26 protein-coding genes are annotated in these 21,991 nt (G+C 31.3%); 20 read left to right on the top strand and 6 right to left on the bottom strand.

The features are described 5' to 3' along the window. Positions 1 to 12: 12 nt before the first annotated feature. The 9 genes from Q361_RS10960 (at position 13) to Q361_RS10920 (ending at position 7,380) form a co-directional block, all read left to right on the top strand. On the top strand, positions 13 to 2,115 hold the full coding sequence (locus Q361_RS10960) for an energy transducer TonB (RefSeq protein ID WP_103726778.1): 2,103 nt from the start codon (positions 13 to 15) through the stop codon (positions 2,113 to 2,115). A gap of 102 nt (positions 2,116 to 2,217) precedes the next feature. Continuing rightward, positions 2,218 to 3,120, top strand: coding sequence for a heme o synthase (gene cyoE, locus Q361_RS10955; RefSeq protein WP_103726777.1), 903 nt, complete (start codon positions 2,218 to 2,220; stop codon positions 3,118 to 3,120). Positions 3,121 to 3,122: 2 nt separating this feature from the next. Then, positions 3,123 to 3,701, top strand: a complete 579-nt coding sequence (locus Q361_RS10950) for a cytochrome c oxidase subunit 3 (protein ID WP_103726776.1) — start codon at positions 3,123 to 3,125, stop codon at positions 3,699 to 3,701. A gap of 43 nt (positions 3,702 to 3,744) precedes the next feature. Then, positions 3,745 to 4,764 (top strand): cytochrome c oxidase subunit 3, encoded by a 1,020-nt coding sequence (locus Q361_RS10945; protein WP_103726775.1) that lies wholly within the window; start codon positions 3,745 to 3,747, stop codon positions 4,762 to 4,764. Between the two features lie 37 nt (positions 4,765 to 4,801). Then, positions 4,802 to 5,152 (top strand): cytochrome C oxidase subunit IV family protein, encoded by a 351-nt coding sequence (locus Q361_RS10940; protein WP_103726774.1) that lies wholly within the window; start codon positions 4,802 to 4,804, stop codon positions 5,150 to 5,152. 81 nt (positions 5,153 to 5,233) lie between these two features. Next, the gene (locus Q361_RS10935) at positions 5,234 to 5,890 is read left to right on the top strand and encodes a hypothetical protein (protein WP_103726773.1); all 657 of its coding nucleotides are present in this window, start codon (positions 5,234 to 5,236) and stop codon (positions 5,888 to 5,890) included. 23 nt (positions 5,891 to 5,913) lie between these two features. After that, a complete protein-coding gene (locus Q361_RS10930; protein WP_103726772.1) occupies positions 5,914 to 6,540 on the top strand; it encodes an SCO family protein in 627 nt (208 codons plus the stop codon). 17 nt (positions 6,541 to 6,557) lie between these two features. Continuing rightward, positions 6,558 to 7,130 (top strand): DUF420 domain-containing protein, encoded by a 573-nt coding sequence (locus tag Q361_RS10925; RefSeq protein ID WP_103726771.1) that lies wholly within the window; start codon positions 6,558 to 6,560, stop codon positions 7,128 to 7,130. Then, a complete protein-coding gene (locus Q361_RS10920; RefSeq protein WP_103726770.1) occupies positions 7,123 to 7,380 on the top strand; it encodes a hypothetical protein in 258 nt (85 codons plus the stop codon). The genes Q361_RS10925 and Q361_RS10920 overlap by 8 nt, the downstream gene beginning before the upstream one ends. Here the strand turns inward: Q361_RS10920 and Q361_RS10915 are convergent. Both Q361_RS10915 and Q361_RS10910 read right to left on the bottom strand, forming a co-directional pair. Continuing rightward, positions 7,375 to 8,418, bottom strand: a complete 1,044-nt coding sequence (locus Q361_RS10915) for a glycoside hydrolase family 53 protein (protein WP_245874629.1) — start codon at positions 8,416 to 8,418, stop codon at positions 7,375 to 7,377. The two genes, Q361_RS10920 and Q361_RS10915, sit on opposite strands and share 6 nt — an antisense overlap. A gap of 56 nt (positions 8,419 to 8,474) precedes the next feature. Further along, a complete protein-coding gene (locus Q361_RS10910) occupies positions 8,475 to 9,866 on the bottom strand; it encodes a DUF4403 family protein (protein WP_103726768.1) in 1,392 nt (463 codons plus the stop codon). Between the two features lie 166 nt (positions 9,867 to 10,032). Between Q361_RS10910 and Q361_RS10905 the strand changes: the two genes are divergently transcribed. Next, positions 10,033 to 10,536: a hypothetical protein gene (locus Q361_RS10905; protein WP_103726808.1), complete on the top strand. Its 504-nt coding sequence runs from the start codon at positions 10,033 to 10,035 to the stop codon at positions 10,534 to 10,536. Positions 10,537 to 11,001: 465 nt separating this feature from the next. Here the strand turns inward: Q361_RS10905 and Q361_RS10900 are convergent, their stop codons facing one another. Continuing rightward, entirely contained in the window at positions 11,002 to 11,388 is a 387-nt protein-coding gene (locus tag Q361_RS10900; protein WP_103726767.1) for a helix-turn-helix domain-containing protein, read from the bottom strand. A gap of 178 nt (positions 11,389 to 11,566) precedes the next feature. On the opposite strand from Q361_RS10900, the gene Q361_RS13850 reads away from it, so the two are divergent. The 9 genes from Q361_RS13850 to tsaB all read left to right on the top strand — a co-directional run bounded on the left by Q361_RS13850 (position 11,567) and on the right by tsaB (position 20,030). Continuing rightward, on the top strand, positions 11,567 to 11,749 hold the full coding sequence (locus Q361_RS13850; RefSeq protein ID WP_211290378.1) for a hypothetical protein: 183 nt from the start codon (positions 11,567 to 11,569) through the stop codon (positions 11,747 to 11,749). 67 nt (positions 11,750 to 11,816) lie between these two features. Then, positions 11,817 to 12,002 carry a hypothetical protein gene (locus Q361_RS10890; protein ID WP_103726766.1) on the top strand — a complete coding sequence of 62 codons (186 nt, stop codon included), beginning with the start codon at positions 11,817 to 11,819 and terminating at the stop codon, positions 12,000 to 12,002. A 786-nt stretch (positions 12,003 to 12,788) separates the two neighbouring features. After that, positions 12,789 to 12,962 (top strand): hypothetical protein, encoded by a 174-nt coding sequence (locus Q361_RS13740; protein ID WP_169929295.1) that lies wholly within the window; start codon positions 12,789 to 12,791, stop codon positions 12,960 to 12,962. Between the two features lie 43 nt (positions 12,963 to 13,005). Further along, on the top strand, positions 13,006 to 13,149 hold the full coding sequence (locus Q361_RS13735; RefSeq protein ID WP_169929294.1) for a hypothetical protein: 144 nt from the start codon (positions 13,006 to 13,008) through the stop codon (positions 13,147 to 13,149). A gap of 174 nt (positions 13,150 to 13,323) precedes the next feature. After that, a complete protein-coding gene (locus tag Q361_RS10880; RefSeq protein ID WP_103726764.1) occupies positions 13,324 to 14,460 on the top strand; it encodes an HlyD family secretion protein in 1,137 nt (378 codons plus the stop codon). After that, positions 14,461 to 16,611, top strand: coding sequence for a peptidase domain-containing ABC transporter (locus Q361_RS10875; protein ID WP_103726763.1), 2,151 nt, complete (start codon positions 14,461 to 14,463; stop codon positions 16,609 to 16,611). A gap of 95 nt (positions 16,612 to 16,706) precedes the next feature. Then, positions 16,707 to 18,062 (top strand): TolC family protein, encoded by a 1,356-nt coding sequence (locus Q361_RS10870; protein ID WP_103726762.1) that lies wholly within the window; start codon positions 16,707 to 16,709, stop codon positions 18,060 to 18,062. A gap of 6 nt (positions 18,063 to 18,068) precedes the next feature. Further along, on the top strand, positions 18,069 to 19,358 hold the full coding sequence (locus Q361_RS10865; RefSeq protein WP_103726761.1) for an efflux RND transporter periplasmic adaptor subunit: 1,290 nt from the start codon (positions 18,069 to 18,071) through the stop codon (positions 19,356 to 19,358). 3 nt (positions 19,359 to 19,361) lie between these two features. Next, on the top strand, positions 19,362 to 20,030 hold the full coding sequence (tsaB, locus tag Q361_RS10860) for a tRNA (adenosine(37)-N6)-threonylcarbamoyltransferase complex dimerization subunit type 1 TsaB (RefSeq protein ID WP_103726760.1): 669 nt from the start codon (positions 19,362 to 19,364) through the stop codon (positions 20,028 to 20,030). A 1-nt stretch (position 20,031) separates the two neighbouring features. Here the strand turns inward: tsaB and Q361_RS10855 are convergent, their stop codons facing one another. The 3 genes from Q361_RS10855 to Q361_RS10845 all read right to left on the bottom strand — a co-directional run bounded on the left by Q361_RS10855 (position 20,032) and on the right by Q361_RS10845 (position 21,577). Beyond that, on the bottom strand, positions 20,032 to 20,868 hold the full coding sequence (locus tag Q361_RS10855) for a mechanosensitive ion channel family protein (protein WP_394335865.1): 837 nt from the start codon (positions 20,866 to 20,868) through the stop codon (positions 20,032 to 20,034). A 38-nt stretch (positions 20,869 to 20,906) separates the two neighbouring features. Then, on the bottom strand, positions 20,907 to 21,275 hold the full coding sequence (locus Q361_RS10850) for a hypothetical protein (RefSeq protein ID WP_103726758.1): 369 nt from the start codon (positions 21,273 to 21,275) through the stop codon (positions 20,907 to 20,909). Between the two features lie 101 nt (positions 21,276 to 21,376). Continuing rightward, positions 21,377 to 21,577, bottom strand: a complete 201-nt coding sequence (locus Q361_RS10845; RefSeq protein WP_103726757.1) for a dodecin family protein — start codon at positions 21,575 to 21,577, stop codon at positions 21,377 to 21,379. A 184-nt stretch (positions 21,578 to 21,761) separates the two neighbouring features. Between Q361_RS10845 and Q361_RS10840 the strand changes: the two genes are divergently transcribed. Continuing rightward, positions 21,762 to 21,991, top strand: a 230-nt coding sequence (locus Q361_RS10840; RefSeq protein ID WP_146047008.1) for a type IX secretion system membrane protein PorP/SprF, incomplete at its 3' end; no start/stop codon positions are given.

Raw genomic sequence — 21,991 nt, 5'->3', positions numbered from 1 at the left:
ACCAAGGCATTAATGAGAAAACACATTTGTATTTTATTGGTTTTTTATGTTTCATTTTTTGGGTATTCTCAAAAATCAAACGAGCAGCCTCCGCTATTTCCAAATTGTCAAGTTGCTTCTCAATCGGAAATAGAAAAATGTTTTTATGCACAATTGCAAGATTTTGTGTACCATAATTTCAATGTGCCTAATACGATTTCTTCAACTTACAAAGGTACTGTATTAGTACTTTTTGAAGTAGATACCAAAGGAGCTTTTAAAACACTTTATATAGATACCGATAAACCAGAATTGGCAGAAGAAGCAAAAAAAGTTTTTTTAAAACTGCCAACCGTTACACCTGCTACCTACAATGGAAATCCTATTTATTCGAAATATACTCTTGCTGTAAAAATTCCTTTACAAGCGCCAAATGCTTTAGAAAATAGCGCTACAGAAGAACAATACAATGCAAACAAATTTCAAAGTAACAATCAAAAAATTGCTTCAGAATTAGATCGTATAGAAAATACAACGTTTACGAACCCTCAATACAAAAGCAATTTATCTATTCCGTTTTCACATAGTTATTATGCGCAATTTGAGCCTTCATTAAACCAAATGGGGCTTAATACCCATACAGCATCTAAGCCTTTTACCTATGCAGAAGTAAGTAATTATTACAACTTGGAAAATCAAGCTACAAAGCTCTATAAAAATAAGTCTTCGTGGTGGGGTAGAAAACTTTGGAACGAAAACATGGTAGCTTTGCAAGGCAAAGATTATTGGTTTACACTTAACCCAATTTTTGATATTCAATTAGGAAAAAATACCAATAGCAATTTTGATTACACGTATATAAATACGAGAGGGTTGCAAATAAGAGGCGGTGTAGGCAGTAAACTGAATTTTGCAACAACAATATATGAAAGTCAAGGGCGTTTTGCCGATTATTACAACGATTTATCAAATTCTTTAAAACCAGGAGGAGGAAACCCAGCCATTATTCCGGGTATAGGTATTGCCAAAGATTTTAAAAGCAATGCTTACGATTTTCCTTCGGCCGAAGCCAATATTACCTTTGCACCAAGTAAGAATTTTGATTTACAATTGGGTTATGGAAGAAATTTTATAGGCGACGGATATCGTTCGTTATTATTGGGCGATGGAACAAGCATGTATCCTTATTTTAAAATCAATACCAAATTTTGGAAAATAAAATACACCAATTTATATACTTGGTTAAAAGATGTTCGAGAGTCTGTTACTGTAGACCGAACCTATGCTACAAAATATGTTGCGAGCCATTATTTAAGCTGGAATGTTACTAATAAATTTAATTTAGGACTTTTTGAATCGGTAGTTTGGACGAACCAAAACAATAGAGGTTTTGATATGAGTTTTGTAAACCCAATCATTTTTTACAGAGCTGTAGAGTTTTCGTCTTCTTCTAGAAGTGGAAATGCTTTATTAGGATTAACTGCAAAATACAAATGGAATAATAGTATTAATCTGTATGGACAGTTCTTACTTGATGAGTTTTCGTTAAACGAAGTGAAAAATGTAAACAATAGCTGGAAGAACAAATTTGCCTATCAAATAGGAGCTAAATATTATAATGCTTTTCGTGTAAAAGATTTATTTCTGCAATTAGAATACAATCATATTCGACCTTATGTATATGCTCATAGCGATGTGCTTACCAATTACGGACATAATAATCAAAGTTTGGCTCACCCTTGGGGAGGAAACAGCAAAGAACTTTTAGCTATTGCTCGTTACCAATACCAACGCTATTTTGCACAGGCACAGTTTACTTATGGCTTACGTGGGCTTGATTTTGATACAGCTTTAGACACATACAATTACGGCGGTAATATCTATAGAGATTATGATGAAAACCGTCCTTTTGATAGCAATGTAAAAATAGGTCAAGGAAACAAAACAACGATTATGATGGGTAACTTGCAAGCAGGATACCTTATAAACCCTCAAACCAATATGAAGCTCTTTGCTAATTTGTTGTATCGAAAATTTACCCCAACTCAAGATACCGATTTGGTAAAGAAACAAAATACACTATGGTTTAGTTTTGGAGTGCGTTGTGATATTTTTAATTGGTATTTTGATTATTAATATAGATTCAAGAGTGTAAATAAAATAAATTTATGCTTTGTTTTTTGTCAAATCCTTTCGTATAAGTTACTTTTGCACCACTTTTATATTTAATAATATATTTTGGAATCAAACCCAACTTCTTTTTCGGTGGTAAAAACCTATCATGACTTTAAACAAATAACCAAAGCAGGCTTGGCAGTAAGTGTTGTATTTTCTTCTTTGGCGGGTTATTTACTTGGGGTAGATGAGTTTTTTGCTTTTAGTTGGAAAACTCTTTTTATGCTTGCCATTGGAGGTTATTGCATGGTTGGTGCTTCCAACGCATTTAATCAAGTTATAGAAAAAGATTTAGATGCATTAATGGATAGAACCAAAAATCGTCCGGTAGCATCTGGTAGAATGAAACCAAATGTAGCTTTACTTATAGCGAGTTTACTTACTGTAATAGGTTTACTTATACTTTATTTTATAAATCCAAAAACAGCTCTTTTTGGGGCTATATCTATATTTCTTTACACAAGTTTATACACACCATTAAAAACAAGTACACCACTTTCTGTATTTGTTGGTGCTTTTCCAGGCGCTATTCCTTTTATGTTGGGCTGGGTGGCTGCTACAAATCAGTTTGGTATAGAGGCAGGAACTTTGTTTTTAATACAGTTTTTTTGGCAATTCCCTCACTTTTGGGCAATAGGCTGGTTTTTATATGAAGATTATGAAAAAGCTGGGTTTTTTATGCTTCCTACAGGAAAAAGAGATGCCGCTACAGCCAAACAAATAATATTGTACACAATTTGGCTTATAATTGCTTCATTATTGCCTGTTTTAGGAAGAACGGGGCAATTATACATAAGCATTTACGCAGGTGTATTGGTGTTGATTTTAGGTTTATGGATGCTGTTGTACGCCGTAAAACTGTACAAACAGCGCACAGCAAAAGCGGCTAGAACCTTAATGCTTGTGAGTGTTTCATACATTACTTTGTTGCAAATAATATATATAATAGATAAATTTCTACGATAATTATGATGACTCTAGAAGAACATAAGTCGAGAGAGGCTCGTTCAAAAAAACTAATTTTAATCTTTGCCATGATTAGCATGGTAATGATGTTTGCTGGTCTTACCAGTGCTTACGTGGTTTCAAAATCTAGACGTGATTGGTTAAAAGATTTTGAATTGCCATCGGCCTTTTTTTATAGTACTGCCGCCATAATTTTATGTAGTGTGTTTTTTATTCTTGCAAAGAATGCTATAAAAAATGACAACAAATCACGAACTACACTATTTTTAGTACTTACATTAGTAGCAAGTATTGTTTTTGTAGTGTTTCAATTTTCGGGTTTTGAATCGTTATTTCAAAATCATTTGTACCCTACAGGCAATAGCGGTTCGGTAACTATATCATTTTTATACATACTGGTTTTAGCGCACTTGGCACACCTAAGTGGGGGTTTAATAGCACTGTTAATTATTCTCTATAAGCAACTTAAAGGCAAATACAATGCGCAAAATTATTTAGGAATAGAGCTGGGCGCTATGTATTGGCACTTCTTAGATTTACTATGGGTGTATTTATTTTTGTTTTTATATTTCTTTAAATGAGAAAAAAATGTAAATTTGACAACTTTTTAACTAATAATTATATATGGGAGCAACAGTTACTGCTAATACTGTAGGAAAAGTTTGGGGTGGAGCAAATGAACCCCTAGGAGCAAGTTATGGCAAACTTATGATGTGGTTTTTCATCCTTTCAGATGCTTTAACCTTTTCTGGGTTTATTGTAGCTTACGGATTTTCTAGATTTAAATTTATAGAAACATGGCCAATTGCCGATGAAGTGTTTACACACTTTCCATTTATGCACGGTCAAAACTTGCCATTGTACTATGTGGCATTAATGACATTTATATTAATTTTTTCATCTGTAACGATGGTTTTAGCCGTAGATGCTGGTCATAAAATGGATAAAGCCAAAGTAGCATTTTATATGTTCCTTACCGTTGTTGGAGGTTTAATTTTCGTTGGCTCTCAAGCTTGGGAGTGGAAAAACTTTATTCAAGGTGAATATGGGGCTGTAGAAAGCAAAGGTGGTAGTATATTACAATTTGTAAATTCAAAAGGAGAAAGATTAAAACTTTCTGAAGTAGCAGTAACATTGCCAGAAGAGCGTGTTCAACACAAAAAAAGTAATGGTATTTGGTTTTCAGACGAGGCAACTTTACCTTCATACTCTGTAAACGAAGTTTTAGCTGGTTTTAAAGCAAACAAAGATGTATTGATAAGAATAGAAACTATTTATTCTGAAGATACTAAAGAGATAAAAGGGATACATCCTACTTTAAATAAAGAAAAACACAAAATTGTACTTAATCGTGCCGAGTCTGAAGCTCGTTTGGCTACCGCAAAAGATGTTGTAGAAGGTGCAAATCTTCAAAAAAATGAGTACGGAAGTAAATTGTTTGCAGACTTTTTCTTCTTTATTACAGGGTTTCACGGATTTCACGTTTTTTCTGGGGTAATGATAAACCTTATTATATTACTTAATGTTCTTTTGGGTACTTACCAAAAAAGAGGAAGCTATGAAATGGTTGAAAAAGTAGGTTTGTATTGGCACTTTGTAGACCTTGTATGGGTGTTTGTATTTACATTCTTCTACCTAGTATAATCTTTAAATTTAGTAACTTTTAGTAAGTAAAAATATTATGGCACACGCACACGAGTCAAACACAAAAAGAATATGGTTAGTATTTGGAATACTTTCATTAGTAACTATCGTAGAGGTAGCTTTGGGTATGGCAAAGCCAGCTGCATTGCACCACACTAATTTATTTGGCATGAATATACTTAATTGGATATTCATCATCTTAACCTTGTTTAAAGCATATTATATTGTATGGGCATTTATGCACATGGAAGGCGAAACAAAATCATTGCGTAGATCTGTTGTTTGGACAGCTGTGTTCTTGATTTTATATTTAGCATTTATACTTCTTGTAGAAGGACACTATGTTTTTGGGGTGTTTAAAAATTCTACCATTAAATGGAATTTTTAGTACTATATTAATTCAGAAAAAAGGTATGCAATTGCATACCTTTTTTTATTTTTGTATGCCAAAACAATAGGCATCATAATCATGAAAAAAAATCTAGTATTATTTACATTATTCATTCTTCCTATAGTAGCCTATCTATTTTTTGCTTCTGGAATAAACAGTTTTGCTAAGTTGCCTACAATTACTCAAAATATACCAGATTTAAAAAATTTAGATTCTAAAACAAATGTAACGTTACAAAATAAAATTACAATTTTAGGTTTTACAGGAGACGAGGTATTAGAAAAGAAAGGACGTTTTTTTAACTTATTTGAAGAAATTTATAAAAAAAATAGAGAATTTAAAGACTTTCAAATAGTTATGGTTGTTCCTACAGGAAAAGAGTCTGATGTAGAAAAGGTTAAATCAGATTTGCACAAACTAGGAAATCCTTCGGGTTGGAACTTTGTGTTTGCACCAAAAAACTCAATTAAAGAGTATTATTCTCGATTGAAATTACTAGGAAATCTTAACCAAACAGCCGGAAGTAATTTTGTTTTTATTGTTGATAAAAATCGTAATTTAAGAGGTAGAAAAGGTAAAAGCGAAAAAGGGAAAGAAGAATACAAAGAAGGATATAATACAACATTAGCATCAGAGTTACACAATGAAATGACAGATGATGTAAAAATTATTTTGGCAGAATATAGGCTCGCTTTGAAAAAAAATAATGCCGATAGACGCAAACATGGATTGTAATACAAAACGAATAAAATATAGCAATGAAAAATAAATCATACATAGGATTATCATTTATTATTTTATTATTTGGTATATGGGCTGTTCCCAAAATAATAGATAAACTTTCTGGAGGAAATTTAGAAAAAATGGGAAAAGCCCCAGCCTTTGAACTTACCGATCAAAATGAAAAAAAAATAACAAATGAAGATTATAAAGGAAAAGTATACGTGCTTGAATTCTTTTTTTCTACCTGCCCTTCTATTTGTCCAATTATGAATAAAAACATGAAAAAAATAGAAGAAAAATACTTTGGAAATCCACAATTTGGTATAGCTTCTATTACTATTAACCCCGAAAATGACACTCCACAAGTTTTACTAGATCACGCAAAAAGTTTGGGTATAACTTCAAAGAATTGGCATTTTCTTACGGGTGACAAAGCCTATATATACAGCATTGCAAACAAAGGTTTTAATCTCTACGCAGGACAAAACAATAAGGCTGCAGGTGGTTTTGAGCATTCTGGATTATTCGCTTTAATAGACAAAGAAGGAAATATTCGTTGTAGAAAAGATGAGTACGGAAACCCTATTATGTATTATGATGGTCTTAAAGATGAAGGCGTAAAGGCAATAATAGAAGATATAGACATTTTATTAAAAGAATAAATTTTTAAATACTAGTAATGACAACAGAAAAAAACTACAAATTACCCATAATTTTGGTTTCTATACTTATACCTGTAGTAGTAGCCATATTGTTTACTGTAAAATTAAAAGATTTAGGTTTTAATGTAGAACCACTATCTTTTTTACCGCCTATATATGCCACTATAAATGCTATCACTGCATTATTACTTATAGCTGCTCTATGGGCTATTAAAAACAAAAAGCCCAATTTGCACGAAGCTTTAATGAAGGTTGCTATATTATGTTCTTTATTGTTTTTGGTAATGTATGTTGCATACCATATGACGTCTGTAAACACTTATTTTGGAGATGCTAATCATAACGGAATTTTGGAAGAAACCGAAAAAAGTGCAGTAGGAGGTATTCGTATGCTTTATTTCTTTATTCTAATGTCTCATATTGCTCTATCTATAATCGTTATTCCTTTGGTGCTTATTACTTATGTTAGAGCATTATCGCAACGTTTTGATCAACATAGAAAGATTGCAAAAATTGCGTTTCCAATATGGCTTTATGTTGCCATAACAGGTGTTTTAGTATACATTATGATTGCGCCCTATTATGCTTAATAGACATACAAAGCAGTATACTAAAATTGCAAATTATATTTTGGTAGTTTGCAGTTTGTTTGTTTCCAATCTCTCTCAAGCGCAATGTGCTATGTGTAGGGCTTCATTGGAAAGTAGCGGAGATCATAGCCAAGCCGAAGCCCTAAATGATGGCATTGTTTATTTAATGGTTATTCCCTATGTTTTGGTGGCAGTAGTTGGGTATGTGGTTTATAAAATGTTTGTTAAAAAGAAAAATAGTAACTTATAAAAAGGCATCTAGTGCAGGAGAAGGTTTCCCACTAGAAAGCCAACAATTTAGTTGATAGTTACTCCATGATTTTTCTGCTTGAGGCTCCCAATAAATTACCCCAAGTCCTTTATTGTTAGGAATGTTTTTTACAATGTTAATGGTTTTTTGAAGCATATCTTTTGTGTTTTGAACAAGAGTGTAATCGCCTCCTATTTCTACAATCATTACTTCTTTGTTGTAACGAGTTACCATATCATTCAAATTATTTTCTAGAGATGAAATAGATGCTGTATAATCTGTTCCCAACCAATATGGATAGTAAGAAAACCCTATAACATCGTATTGCATTTGATAAACGGTTGCTAAATCAAAAAACCATCTAAATTTAGAATTATTGTTGCCTTCATCTAGGTGCACAATTACTTTTATAGACGAATTACTTGCTTTTGTGGCATAATACCCTTGGTTTACCAATTGTGTAAGTTGGCTAAAGTTGTTGTATTTTCCTTCAGGCCAAAGCATACCACTTGTAATTTCATTTCCTATTTGTACCCATTCTGGAGTAATTCCTGCGTTTTTTAGTAAGGTAAGTACTTCAAAAGTATGATTATAAACATCTTCTTTGAGTTGTATAAACGAATGATTTGACCATGCCATAGGTTTGTTTTGTTTGCTAGGGTCTGCCCACGAATCGCTGTAATGAAAATCAATCATAATACGCATACCCATATTTTTGGCACGAACCGCCATAGCTACAGTTTCTTCTTTGCTACAATGCCCATTTATAGCGTCGTTTGAAGGATTAACCCACACTCTTAAACGAATAGTATTAATACCTCTATTTTTTAATAAAAGCAAACAGTCGGTGGTAGTATTATTCAAATCTTTAAAAACATAATTACTGGCTTCCATTTGTGGCAACCAACTCACATCGGCTCCTTTAGCAAAAGATGTAATAGGAGCTGTACTTGTTGTAGATATATCATTGGTTTTACTACACGAGAGCATTGCTAAATAAAGCAAGCAATAATAAAGAAAAAAAACTATTCTCTTCACAGTAAATTTATTTTAAAATGTTGGTTATGTTTTTTGTTGTGTTTTTCATGTACAATTTAATCCATACCATCTATAGTAACATTCATAGTGCCATTGGCAGTAATAAATGCAATGATAGCTTGATTGGTAATTTCTATTTTTTCAAAGTCTAAATCGTTTAATATTCCGTTTACAAAAACACCTTTCATGGGCGAATAATTACTAAGATAAGGCGCTAAACTTTTTTTACCTTCTTCTAAATTTTCTTTTATAGAATACCTGCAATTTTCTTGTATCTTTTTTAAAATAATACCTTGTAGTAACCAATTTGCAGTTCGAGTAAGTACACCTTTGGTGTCTAAAACATAATCCATGTTTTCAAAATAAATTTCTTTTGTAATCGAGTTGTAACTAGGTACTCCACTTAGGTATATAGAACCGTTAATACTCCCTACCATATCTAGAGCAATAATTATTTTGCCATCTTTACCCCATAAATCTACTTTTTGTACAGTAATTTTTCTTTTGCCCGAAGCAAATTCTTTTCCCTGAAAATTTTTAGTAATAATTCGGCTTGCACTTTCATAAGAAGAAACAGCAGCAATAGAAGCGGTAGTTTTATCGGGCATTTTGCTTACAGTTTTAAAACTAATATCGTTTTTATCGAAGGTTTTTTTAGGTTGATTGCCTACCATAGTTTGCATACCACATTTTAATCCTAAATTCATAGAAATAGTGTTTTTGCTCAACAAAGCATCGGTTACATACACTTCATTTGGCATAAGTTTAAACCATGTTTCGTAGGTTGGGCTAGTTTCAAAAGGGGTGCTTAGTTTATCGAGTACATCAAGCACATAAGGCTTAAAGTCGCACGATTTCTCTATAGCGTCATCAATTTTTTTTGCAATTTTCGATTTAAAAATAGAAAGCGTAGGGTTTATAATATAGGTAATAGGAACATTTTTTCCTGCTACTACTATGCTCGGACTTTCACTCCATTCAAAATCTTCTATACTAGAAACGGTATTGAGTTTCCAATTGGAAAGTTTTACACTGCTAAGTAAGGTAATGGTTCCGTTTAAGTTAATTTCACGCGTGTCATTAAGCCCCATAAAGTCTGTTCCGTACTTAATTTTTGCCCAAATTTTTAACGGAAGTACCGATTGTATTTTCCCGTTTTTCTCCAATAATTTAATAGGTGCTGTTTTCCATATTTTCATTTCGGTTTTATCATCTTCCAAATTATTATCGTCATAAACCACATCTACCAACGATTTATTGAGTTGGTTTTCAATTTCTTTTAAAGAAATATTCATAGGCATATTTACAAAAGAAGTCGTGTTTTTGTAAACTACATCGTTGGTGTTGGAAGGTTCGGGCTTAAGAGTTGCTATTTTGCTCGTTGTAGAACAGCCAAAAAATGTCAAGATAGCCAATATACTTGCAGCACATTGCAGCAAAAATTTCATTTGGATATGCAAATTCAAATATGATGATGTTGTTATGCTCATTTTAAAATAAAAATTAGAGTGTGAATGTAAAAAAAAATATTTTGTTTTGTATTGTTTTTTGGTTTAGTTTTTGATGCTTGCATTATACACATTTTATACACGTTTAACTTTAAATTTTTATAGTATGCCATTTACAAATTTTGAAAACAGACATTTTTCTTCAGAAGAAAAAAATGCAGTAAACACAGCTCTAGCCTCTTTAGAAACTGAATTGATTCCAAAACTTGCTAATTTAACAGCCGATGAGCGCAAGCAATACGGAAGTGTAAACGAGCAAAATAAATTAATTATCAATAAGGTAAAAGATTTTAGAGACAGCCAGCCAAACCTTAGCAGTCCCGATGTAGATTGGGTAGAATTTATGAACGACCATGATTCTCGCTCCTATTTACAAACTACAATTCAACGGTTGCAAAGTATAATTGATGGATTAACCAATGCAAAAATTTTACACGATTGGGATAATTACCAAGCATCTTTAACCGATTATGATTATGCAAAGTACAAAGCCTCTACCAATGCAATAGGCTATCAAACCAAAGTTAGTGAAATAGGACAATTTTTTGCAGGAAGACCTTCGGGAAGTTCCAATAAAACTACCTCTACCGATACTCCTGTAGCGGAATAACATTAAAAATTGCAGTATTAAAGCCAAGAGGTTTCCCTTTTGGCTTTTTTTATTGGTCTCAAATATAGTTTAAAACTATGCACTTTGAGTGCATCTCGCTTTAGCTTCTAAAAAGTTTTGCCACTGATTAAGATGATTTAAAGGATTTAATCAGCGGAAATCATTTTAATCAGTGGCAGTTTTTTGCTTTTCAGCCTTTTAGTCTGCCAACCAAACCTATGGACTTCTAGTCCATAGTGGTTTAGTTCTAAATGTATTATTATACGTTAAAATATACTTTTAATACATTGTTAAACCAATTAAAATAAGTTATAAAGTACTTTTAATACGTTAACTAATCTATTAAATAGGTAGTAACTTACTTTTAATACGTTCGTAACATAAAATAATAGATTCAAAGATGGTTTTAATACGCTATACAACCAGTTTTTAGTAGTGTCGAGTCTATTAAAATAGGGTTTTAAATTATTTTAAATATTTTTCCAACAATTTTTGTAACTGCTCAATCATAGCGTCTTTGTCTTTTAAGCGAGATAGGTAGAGTTGCTCTATCTTTTCTGATTTTTCCTTATTGTCTTGATATAAGTGTTCTACTTGTTGATGACCAATAAAAGTAGCGTTATCATTGTTAGTTTGATTATAAATAGTATTGGGGTTTATATCTAATATGTCTATAACAGACGTTTCTAATATTTCGGCTATTTTAAATAATCTATCTACAGACAAAACAGTTTCGTTTTTTTCTATTTTAGAATATGCAGGTTGGCTCATTTCTAGTTTGTGAGCCATATATTCATGAGAGTAGCCTTTACTTTTTCTAATATCTTTGATTTTTTCTATTATGTTTTCCATAACCAAAAATTATAATTTATAGCGCAAAAGTAATAAATATTCTATAAAAGTTATTGTTTTACCTAAGAAAATATAACAATTTTACCATAACAAAAAAGTTCTCGAGAAAACAACTTTGTTACAATCAAAATTTTTTTATTAACTTGCTTGTCGAGAGGCAGGCACAAAACTTTACATTATGAATTTAGAAAATTTAAATTTAGTAGAGCTTAATGCTCAAGAGGTTTCAAATATTGATGGAGGTGATTATCCAGGATATTCCTTTTTTCTTGGGGTTAAGGATGGTTTTTGTAGTTCTTGTTTACAGATTGCTGGTGCACTTGCTGGAATAGGGGATGGAATTAGAGCTGGAATGAAATAGTTCTAAAAAGAAAGCTATTCAAGCGTATTACAAAAATCAAAAACATAATTAAAAATATAAAGTAAAAATGAAAAATCTTAGTTATAATGAAATTTTAGAAATTAATGGAGGTTCCACAGCTCCTCATGTTTCAAATAATAGTGATGTTCAGGCAGGGTATTCGGTAGGTTGGCATATTGGTCATGCTATAGGTCAGACAATTAAAGATGTTGGTACAATGGTTTCTACCGTTGGAGATTGGATATTTGGTTAATTCTATTAGATATTTGAAGCTTCATTAAAGTTTTTAGCTTTAATGAAGTTTCTTTTTTTAATTAATGGATTTAGATATTATATTTCTTGATTTTATAAACTTCTTGAAGAAGCCTAAATTGATTGAGTTGCAACATAACTCAATAAGATTGAAGATAAAGACAATGTTAAATCTTTTGTTTTTAATGTTTGTTAGTGTTTATCTTATGGCTATATTGAGCAAAGTTATATTGTTTTTAATTGACTCAAAATTATCTTATATTATAAATGTTAAGCAAAAATTAAAATGGAATAAATATTCGGTATTAGAGAATGTATCATACATATTATTTATAGGCCCGTTTATAGAGGAAATAATTAGTAGGTTGTTTTTAAATCTTAAGAAAGCAAATATTCAGGTGTCTTTACTTTTTTTGATTATTCTGTTTTTAAAATTTATAAACTTAAAATTTAACATCAATTTACTATTATATTTAACTATAATTTTGTTATGCATTTCCTTAACTTTTATAATCAAGCAAAGATTAATTACTTACCTTGGATTAAAATATTATGGTTTTATATTTTACTTTAGTTGCTTAACTTTTTCTATGCTACACTTTAACAACTTTACTGATGTTCTCCCAAAAAGTTATTTTTGGCTATTGCCAATTTTAGTTTTACCACAATTGGCAATGGGAATGTTTTTTGGATATGCTAGAGTTAGATTAGGTTTTTTTTGGGGTATCTCAATGCATGCTTGTATGAATTTACCTGCAGTATTAATATATTTAAATTCTAAACTATTATGAATATTGATGTAGTAAAAACAGTTGTAATATTTGGAACAATATTAGCAATAACCATTTCATGGTCACTAAACAAGTCTATATTTTGGGCTATATTTCATGGTTTTTGTGGGTGGTTATATATTATTTATTATGCAATTGGTAGTCCAAATAATGATGATATCGATAAATAAATTTAAATTTTAGAAATACAATTTTAATTTTATACAAAAAGCTATGAAAATTACAAAACGAGACATTAAATTTTTCTTTTTAGGAGTTCTAAGTTTATTTATAATTGAAACATTTTTTGGTTGGAATGATGTTATAAAAGACATGAAACGAGGCTTTATTGACGGATATAATGAGGCTAAGAAATAATTAATTTATAATAAACTTATGAATCAAAATAGTCCAAAAGCCGAACAAGCTGCATTAAAAGGAGCATTAATTGTCATTGCAATAGTGGTATTGCTATATTTTGTAAATAAATTTTTCAGTTTAATTACATTCTAAACTGTTTTTAGCAATAAATAAAGACAATAATTATAATTTATGAACTTCAGTTCAGACCCCATAAACACTCTCGAAAACCTTATTGCTAAAAACAAAACCAAGACTATTTCTATTTATTTGGTGGTGGTTTTGGCATTAATCACATTTTTGGTTTTGTTACCCATTATCAAAATAGATATCAGTAGCCAAAGCCGAGGTATTATTCGTAGTAAGACTGACAATGTACCATTAGCAAGTATTGTTAGTGGTAAAATCACTTGGATAAAGCTTAAAAATAATGCACAAATAAACAAGGGCGATACACTTATAAAAATAGCCAAAGAAAGTTTAGAAACCGAGAAACAAACCCAAGACACATTATCTAACACCGTTTCAAAATTGTTGTTAGATATTAATAACATTCTTAAAGGAGCAACAAGCTCACTTAAAACTTCTACGGCTAGAGAAGATTTTTATAAATTTCAAGCCAAGAAAACAGAACTACAAAGCAAAGTGGCTCAAACCCAAATTAACTATAACCGAAACAAAACACTTTTTAACAAAGGAGTAATTGCCAAAATGGAATTTGAAAAATATGTTTTTGAATTGCGTTTTGCCAACCAAGCATTGCAAAGTTTTGTTAATCAACAAAAAGCTACTTGGGAAACCCAAAAGCGAGATTTAGAAGAACGAATAAAGAATTTAAACGGAAACGTTGCTAAAATGAAAGCAGAAGAAAAAAACTATTTCATCTTAGCACCAGTTACTGGAACTATTGAGAGTTTCAATGGTTTGCAAATAGGTTCTTTTATCAATGCTTCACAACCTATTGCTACAATTTCTCCAGAAGACAATTTAATAGTTGAAAGCACAGTATCTCCTAATGATATTGGATTAATAAAGAAAAACCAAAACGTAAAGTTTCAAATAGATGCTTTCAATTACAATCAATGGGGTTTGCTTGAGGGTAAAGTAATTGATATTGACAAAAATATTACTATACAGGATAAACACGTTTTTTTTAAGGTTAGATGTAATTTAAAATCAAAAGTGTTGCAATTAAAATCGGGTTATAAAACCCAAGTTTCTAAAGGAATGACTTTGACTACAAGATATATAATAACACGTAGAAGTTTATTTGATTTGTTGTTTGATAAAGTTGATGATTGGTTAAACCCAAAACAAATAACAAAATAAATGGCATCAATTAAAATAAAGCAACACGATATTAAAGATTGTGGAGCCGCTTGTTTGGCTAGTATCGGGAATTATTACAAGGTTAATCTTCCAATAGCTAGAATTCGACAATATGCCAATACTGATAAAAGAGGCACTAATGTTTTAGGTGTTATAGAAGCTGCCGAAAAAATGGGTTTTACAGCCAAAGGTGTAAAAGGAGGGATTGATGCGCTAGATAAAATTCCATTACCTGCAATTGCACATATTATTGTGAAAGAACAATTGCACCATTATGTTGTGGTTTATTCCGTTACTAAAAATAAAATTACAGTAATGGATCCAGGTGTTGGTAAAATGGAAACTTATTCTTACGAAGAATTTCAAAAAGTATGGACGGGTGTTCTTATTCTTTTTGCTAAAAGTGATGATTTTAAAACGTATAATGATAAAGTTTCTCCATTAAAAAGATTTTGGCAATTAGTACAACCACACAAAACAATTTTAATACAAGCTTTGGTTGGAGCAATTCTATTTACAGTTTTGGGATTGGCAATGTCAATCTATGTTCAAAAAATTACCGATTATGTATTAGTTGAAGGAAACAAAAAGTTGCTTAATCTTTTTAGCATTTCTATGGTGGGAGTAATTTTACTTCAAGCATTTATAGGCTCTAAAAAAAGTGTTTTTGTAATTAAAACGGGGCAATTAATCGATGCAAAACTTATTTTGGGTTATTACAAACATTTGTTGCATTTGCCTCAACGTTTTTTTGACACAATGCAAATAGGTGAAATTACTTCAAGAATAAACGACGCGGTTAAAATACGTTCATTTATCAACGAAGTAGCTATAGAAATGATTGTAAATATATTTGTCGTTATTTTTTCATTTGCTTTAATGTTTACTTACTATTGGAAATTAGCATTGGTTATATTATTAATAATTCCATTTTATGTAATAATTTATTTTCTTTTAAATCGATTTAATAAAAAAGTTGAAAGAGAAATAATGGAGAATGCAGCCGATTTACAAACACAATTAGTTGAGAGTGTTTCACATATTAGAACAGTAAAAGAATTTGGAATAGAAGAATTTTCTAATATTAGAACAGAAAATAAATTTGTAAAATTGCTATTTACCATATATAAATCAGGTTTAAACGGAATATTTGCCAATACATCAACACAATTTTTAGCTTCTATTTTTACTATAGTTTTACTTTGGATTGGTTCGGGATATGTCATTGAAGGTGAAATTACCCCAGGTGAATTATTTTCTTTTTATGCTTTGATAGGTTATTTTACTTCACCAGTCGCATCATTAATTGGAATGAATAAAACAATACAAAACGCTTTGATTGCGGCCGATAGACTATTTGAAATAATGGATTTAGAAAGGGAAGAGACAGAAAACAAAATTGAATTAAAAAAAGATAATGTTGGAGATGTAAAATTTGAAAATGTTTGTTTTCGTTATGGCTCAAGAATTGAGGTTTTCAAGAGTTTTAATGCTGTTTTTAAAAAGAATCAGACTACTGCAATTGTAGGAGAAAGTGGAAGTGGAAAAACAACATTGATTTCATTGCTTCAAAATTTGTATCCAATAAAAGAAGGGAAAATTTATATTGGCGATTATGATTTGAAATATATACATTATCAAAGTTTGAGAAAGAATGTTGGAGTTATACCTCAACAATTAAATTTATTTTCAGGCAATATTATAGAAAATATTGCATTAGGTGAACTGTTTCCAAATATGCAACGAATATTAGAATTATCTAAAGAATTGGGTATAACCGAGTTTGTAGAAAAACTTCCTAATGGATTTGAAACACAAATTGGAGAAAATGGAGCAATGCTATCAGGTGGACAAAAACAAAGAATTGCAATTGCAAGAGCACTATATAAAGAACCTGAAATACTTTTGATGGACGAAGCTACTTCAGCTTTAGATACAAATTCAGAAAAGATAGTAAAAGATGTTATTGATAAATTCAAGTTGCAAGGAAAAACAGTTATTGTTATAGCACATAGATTAAGCACTATAGCAAATGCAGATACTATTTTAGTTATGGAAAACGGAACGGTTGTAGAAAAAGGTAATCATATAGAATTGTTAGCAAATAAAAGAAAATATTTTGAATTATGGAGTAAACAAAATTTACAATAACTTATTGTAACATTTTAGCAATATTAACTACAAATAAAACATACATTTTAAGGATTATTTCTTAAAACTGTATGTTTTTAATTTATAAAATCATTATGTATAAAAAGAGTTTAATTATTTATTTATTTTTTATCGTTTCTGTTTTTGGTCAAGAAAAAAAATGGACACTTAAAGATTGTATAGAGCATGCTGTTAAAAACAATATTTCAATACAACAATCGGCTCTAGACTCGCAAACGGCCGATATAAACTATAAAGCAGCGATAGGAGATTTTATGCCCAATGTAAACGCTTCGGCATCTCATTCGTGGAATATTGGTTTAAATCAGAATATTACTACGGGTTTGCTCGAAAACCAAACAACGCAGTTTACTTCTGCCGGCATTAATGCCAATGTGCCTATTTATAGTGGTTTGCAAAATCAAAATAGATTGTCTAGAGCGAGACTTACACAAACACTATCGCAATTACAACTTGCAAAAATGAAAGATGATATTGCTTTGAATATTGCCAATGCTTATTTACAAATATTGTATAATAAAGAGAACTTAAAAGTACAAAAAGAACAGTTGGCAAACGATGAAAAACAATATACCAAGATAGACGAAACCGTAAAAGCAGGTTCTCTACCCAAAGGAGATTTGCTCGATGCCAAAGCTACAGTAGCCAACGATAAACAAAAAATTGTAAATGCCGAAAACACCTTGTTTTTATCAAAAATAGCCTTAGCTCAATTATTGCAATTGGACGATTATAAAAATTTTGATATTGCCGAAGCCGACTATGCCGTTCAAAATTATAGCGTGATGCAAGAAGCCCCCGAAACAATTATTGATAAAGCAAAACAACAGCGAGTAGAACTTAAAATTGCTCAAGCCAATGTAGATATAGCTCAAAAAGACATTAAAATTGCTCAAGGAGCTTTGCAACCGAGCCTTACAGGGTTTTACAGTTTTAGCGCTAGAGCTACTTATTCTGATAGAATAGTAATAGAAAACGGTATGCCAGTAGTAGCAGGGCCACTGCCATTTTTTGATCAACTTAGCCAATACAAAGGGCATAATTTTGGAGTGCAACTTAATATTCCTATATTTAATGGTTTTGCGTCAAAATATGCAGTAGATAGAGCAAAAATAGCAGCCAAACGTTCGCAAAACAATTTAACTTTGGCTCAGCAAGAGTTAGAAAAAAATGTATATACCGCAGTAAGTAATGCCAAAGGAGCATACAATAATTATTTGGCAACACAAGCATCGCTCGATGCCAGAAAAGAAGCCTTTAATTATGCGAAAGAAAAATTCGCAGTAGGTATGATGAATAGTTTTGATTATAGCCAAGCTCAAACCCTTTTTGTAAATGCACAATCTAATTTTTTAAATGCTAAATACGATTATATTTTTAAAGTAAAAATTGTAGAATTTTATTACGGATTACCCTTAACCATTAATTAAAATACCATGTCAAAAAAGAAAACATACATAATAATTGCAGTAATTGTTTCGAGTATTATACTACTATTGGCCTTGTCCAAAATGGGAGTTTTTGGTGATAAAGAAGAAGGTATAGAAGTAGAAACTGCCAAAGCAAACGAAATAACAATTGTAGAAACCGTTTCGGCAACAGGTAAAATACAACCCGAAATAGAAGTAAAAGTATCTTCGCAAGTTTCGGGAGAAATTATAGAACTTCCTGTAAAAGAAGGGCAAATAGTAAAAAAAGGACAATTGCTTGCAAAAATAAACCCCGATTTATACTCTTCTGGGGTAGAACGTTCAGTGTCTAATTATTCGGGAACAAAAGCAAGTTTAAGTCAGGCAGAAGCAAGTTTTAAAGAAGCTCAATCAAATTACCAACGCAGTAAAACCCTTTTTGAAAAAGGAATTATTTCAAAATCAGATTGGGATAAAGCTACAGCTACCTTTGAAGCAGCAAAAGCCAGCAGAGAATCGGCGTATTTTAATGTTAAGAGCGCATCAGCATCTGTAAAAGAAGCCAAAGATAATTTGGGTAGAACCTTAATTTATGCTCCTGCCGATGGTACTATTTCTGTATTAAATGTAGAATTGGGAGAAAAAATATTAGGAACTCAACAAATGGCAGGTACAGAAATTTTAAGAGTTGCCAATTTAAATAATATGGAGGTAGAGGTAGATGTGAATGAAAATGATATTGTAAAAGTAACTATTGGCGATACTGCAAAAATTCAGGTCGATGCTTATTTGAAAAAAGAATTTAAAGGCATTGTTACCAGTATCTCCAATTCGGCAAGTGCAACTACAACTGCCGACCAAGTAACCAATTTTAAAGTAAAAGTTCGTATACTTAAAGAATCTTATCAAGATTTGCTACAAGGCAAACCAGCATCGTATTCACCATTTAGACCCGGTATGACGGCTACAGTAGATATTATAACCACCCGAAAAGAAAAAGTTATCGGTATACCATTGAGTGCAGTAGTGATGAAAGCAGATACTTCGGCGGTAAACAAAAAAGATTTAGGTAAAGAAGATGACGAAAAACAAAAACCAAAATCAGATAAAAAATTTGAATGTGTTTTTGTAAAAAATGGAAGTAAAGCCAAAATCAAAATTGTAAAAACAGGAATTCAAGATGATACCAATATCGAAATAGTCTCTGGGCTTCAAAAAGGAGAAGAAGTAATTGTAGGGCCTTATACTACAGTATCAAAAGATTTAAATTCTGGTGACAAAGTGAATGTTGCTTCCAAAAAAACAGATAAAAAATAAGAAATGTATATACTACATATTGAAACAGCTACCAAAAATTGCTCGGTAGCTGTTTCTAAATATAGCGAAGTGCTTTGTTGTAAAGAATTTGCCGATGCAGGTTATGCTCATGCCGAAATGTTGCATGTCTTTATAGAAGAGGCATTGCAAGAAGCTCAAATTACCCCAAACGATTTATCGGCTATTGCTTTTGGCTCTGGCCCGGGTTCTTATACAGGGTTACGCATAGGGGTTTCTGCCGCCAAAGGATTGTGCTATGCTTTACATATACCACTTATAGCTGTAGATACTTTAGAAATTTTAGCACAACAAGTCAAAAATATTTCGAGTGGTTTTATTATACCTATGATAGATGCCCGAAGAATGGAAGTATATAGTGCTGTTTTTGATAGTAATAAAACAAAAATAAGAGAAACTCAAGCAGAAATACTCTCAGAAAATAGTTTTGAAAACATTGAGGATAAAATCTATTGTATAGGAGATTCAAACGAGAAGGCAAAGGCTGTTTTAACACAAGAAAAATTCGTATTTCTAGACCAATTTGTTTATCCTTCTGCCAAAGATATGGTAGCTTTGGCTTATTTAAAATTTGAAAATAAGCAATGGGAAGATGTAGCTTACTACGAGCCTTTTTATTTAAAAGACTTTATAGCCTTAAAAAGTTCAAAATAAGTTAATTATTTTTTATAAAAGGTTGAATGCTAATGCCTTCTTGGTCAAATGCAGTTTTGCAATCTTCCAATATTTGAGACGAAACTCCCGGAAAATCTTCGTTGGTAGCCCAAGGTCGTATGGCAATATGAATGGCACTATCTGTTAAATCTTTTACGGCAACTACAGGCATAGGATCTTTTAAAACTTTTTCATTAGATTGTAGTACTTTCGTAATAATCTCTTTGGCTTTTTTAATATCTGTGTTGTATGATAAAGAAAAAACCAAATCAATTCTTCTTTTACCGTTTAAAGTATAATTTATTATTGTACCATTTGATAAAATTCCGTTTGGAATAAAAATAACCTGATTATTGGCAGAAATTAATTTGGTAACAAAAATTTGAATTTCATCAACGGTTCCTATTTGGTTTTGAGCTTCAATAGTATCGCCTACTCGAAAAGGTTTGAACAAAATAATTAGCATGCCTCCAGCAAAATTCGATAAAGAACCTTGCAACGACATACCTATAGCCAAACCAGCTGCTCCCAAAATAGCTACAAAAGAAGAAGTTTCTATGCCTAATTTTGAAATAAACGTTACAAACAATAATATGCGTAACGCCCAAAGCAAAATATTGGCCAAAAACTGAGATAGGGTAGGGTCTAGCTCTCTTTTAGTCATTATTTTTTTGGCTAATCTGTTTATAAACCGAATGGTATATAAGCCTACAAATAGTAGTAAAAAAGCAGAAATAAGTTTCGGGGAGTAATCTATTACAACTCTTGTAATTTTTTCAAGATACTGAGTTGCGGTAGAAATTTCTTGAGAAGGAGTTTCCATAAAATAAAAAATCACACGCAAAGGTGTGATTTTTTTACTTAAAAAGCAATGTTTTAGTCAGCAACTTCGTCAGATGCTTTTTCAACTTTTTCTTCAGCAGAGTCAGTTAAACTGTTTACTTTTTCTTTTACAGTTTCAATAGTATCTGTAGCAAAATTCTCGGCTTTATCGGCAAATTCGCCTACTTTTTCTTTAGCTGTTTCAACAGCGTTTTCAATGGCTTCGCCAGCAGCAGGAATAAATTCGCTTACTTTTTCTTTAGCATCATCGGCAAAGTTTTCAACTTTGTCTACAAGTGGAGCAGCAGCTTCTTTTACACTTTCTACAGCATTGCTTGCCAAATCTTCAGCTTTGTCGGCAAATTCGCTTACATTTTCTTTGGCTGAGCCAAAAAGGTTTTTAAAAAAATTTCCAATTCCCATAATTCTAGTTGTTTTTTAGTTTAGAGTACAAAAATAAATTTATTTTTATAAAAATATATTTTATAAAGACATCTTTTTGATACTAAGAGAGTTTTAGGTTTTTATTCTATCTCAAATGTTAGCTTCAAATTCACTCTATATTCACTTACATTTCCGTCTAATACAGTTGCACTTTGCTCTTGAACATATACAGAACGTATATTTTTTAAAGATTTTGCAGCTTGCTCTACTGCTTTTTTTGTTGCATCTTCCCAGCTTGTAGTTGAGCTAGATAGTACTTCGATTACTTTTAATACTGCCATAATTTGAGATTTTAAATTAAGTTTTAAATGTACAAAATTATTAGTTGCATTTGTTGAGTGTAGTATAAGTTTTATTAAAACGGTGGTTTATGGAGTGTTTTCGTAAATATCTTTGCTTGTTTTTTAATTTTATGATTATAAATTTATATATTTGACCAAACCTAATAATGCTTATTGCTTAGTAATGAAATTTTCAAAGTTTTTGTTTGTATTCTTTTTAATGAGTAAATTGTCTTACTCACAAGAGATACTTCCGGTATATTCAGATTATTTATCAGATAATTATTATTTGTTGCATCCGTCTATGGCAGGAGCTTCGAGTTGTACAAAAATACGACTTACAGCACGCCAACAATGGTTTGGGCAAGACAAAGCACCTGCTTTGCAAACTTTTAGTATTAATGGTATGGCTGG

The organism is Flavobacterium croceum DSM 17960, from assembly GCF_002917885.1.
In the GTDB taxonomy this organism is placed as follows: domain Bacteria; phylum Bacteroidota; class Bacteroidia; order Flavobacteriales; family Flavobacteriaceae; genus Flavobacterium; species Flavobacterium croceum.
The sequence above is the reverse complement of the archived record's forward strand: the minus strand, read 5'-3'. Positions and strand labels throughout refer to the sequence as shown.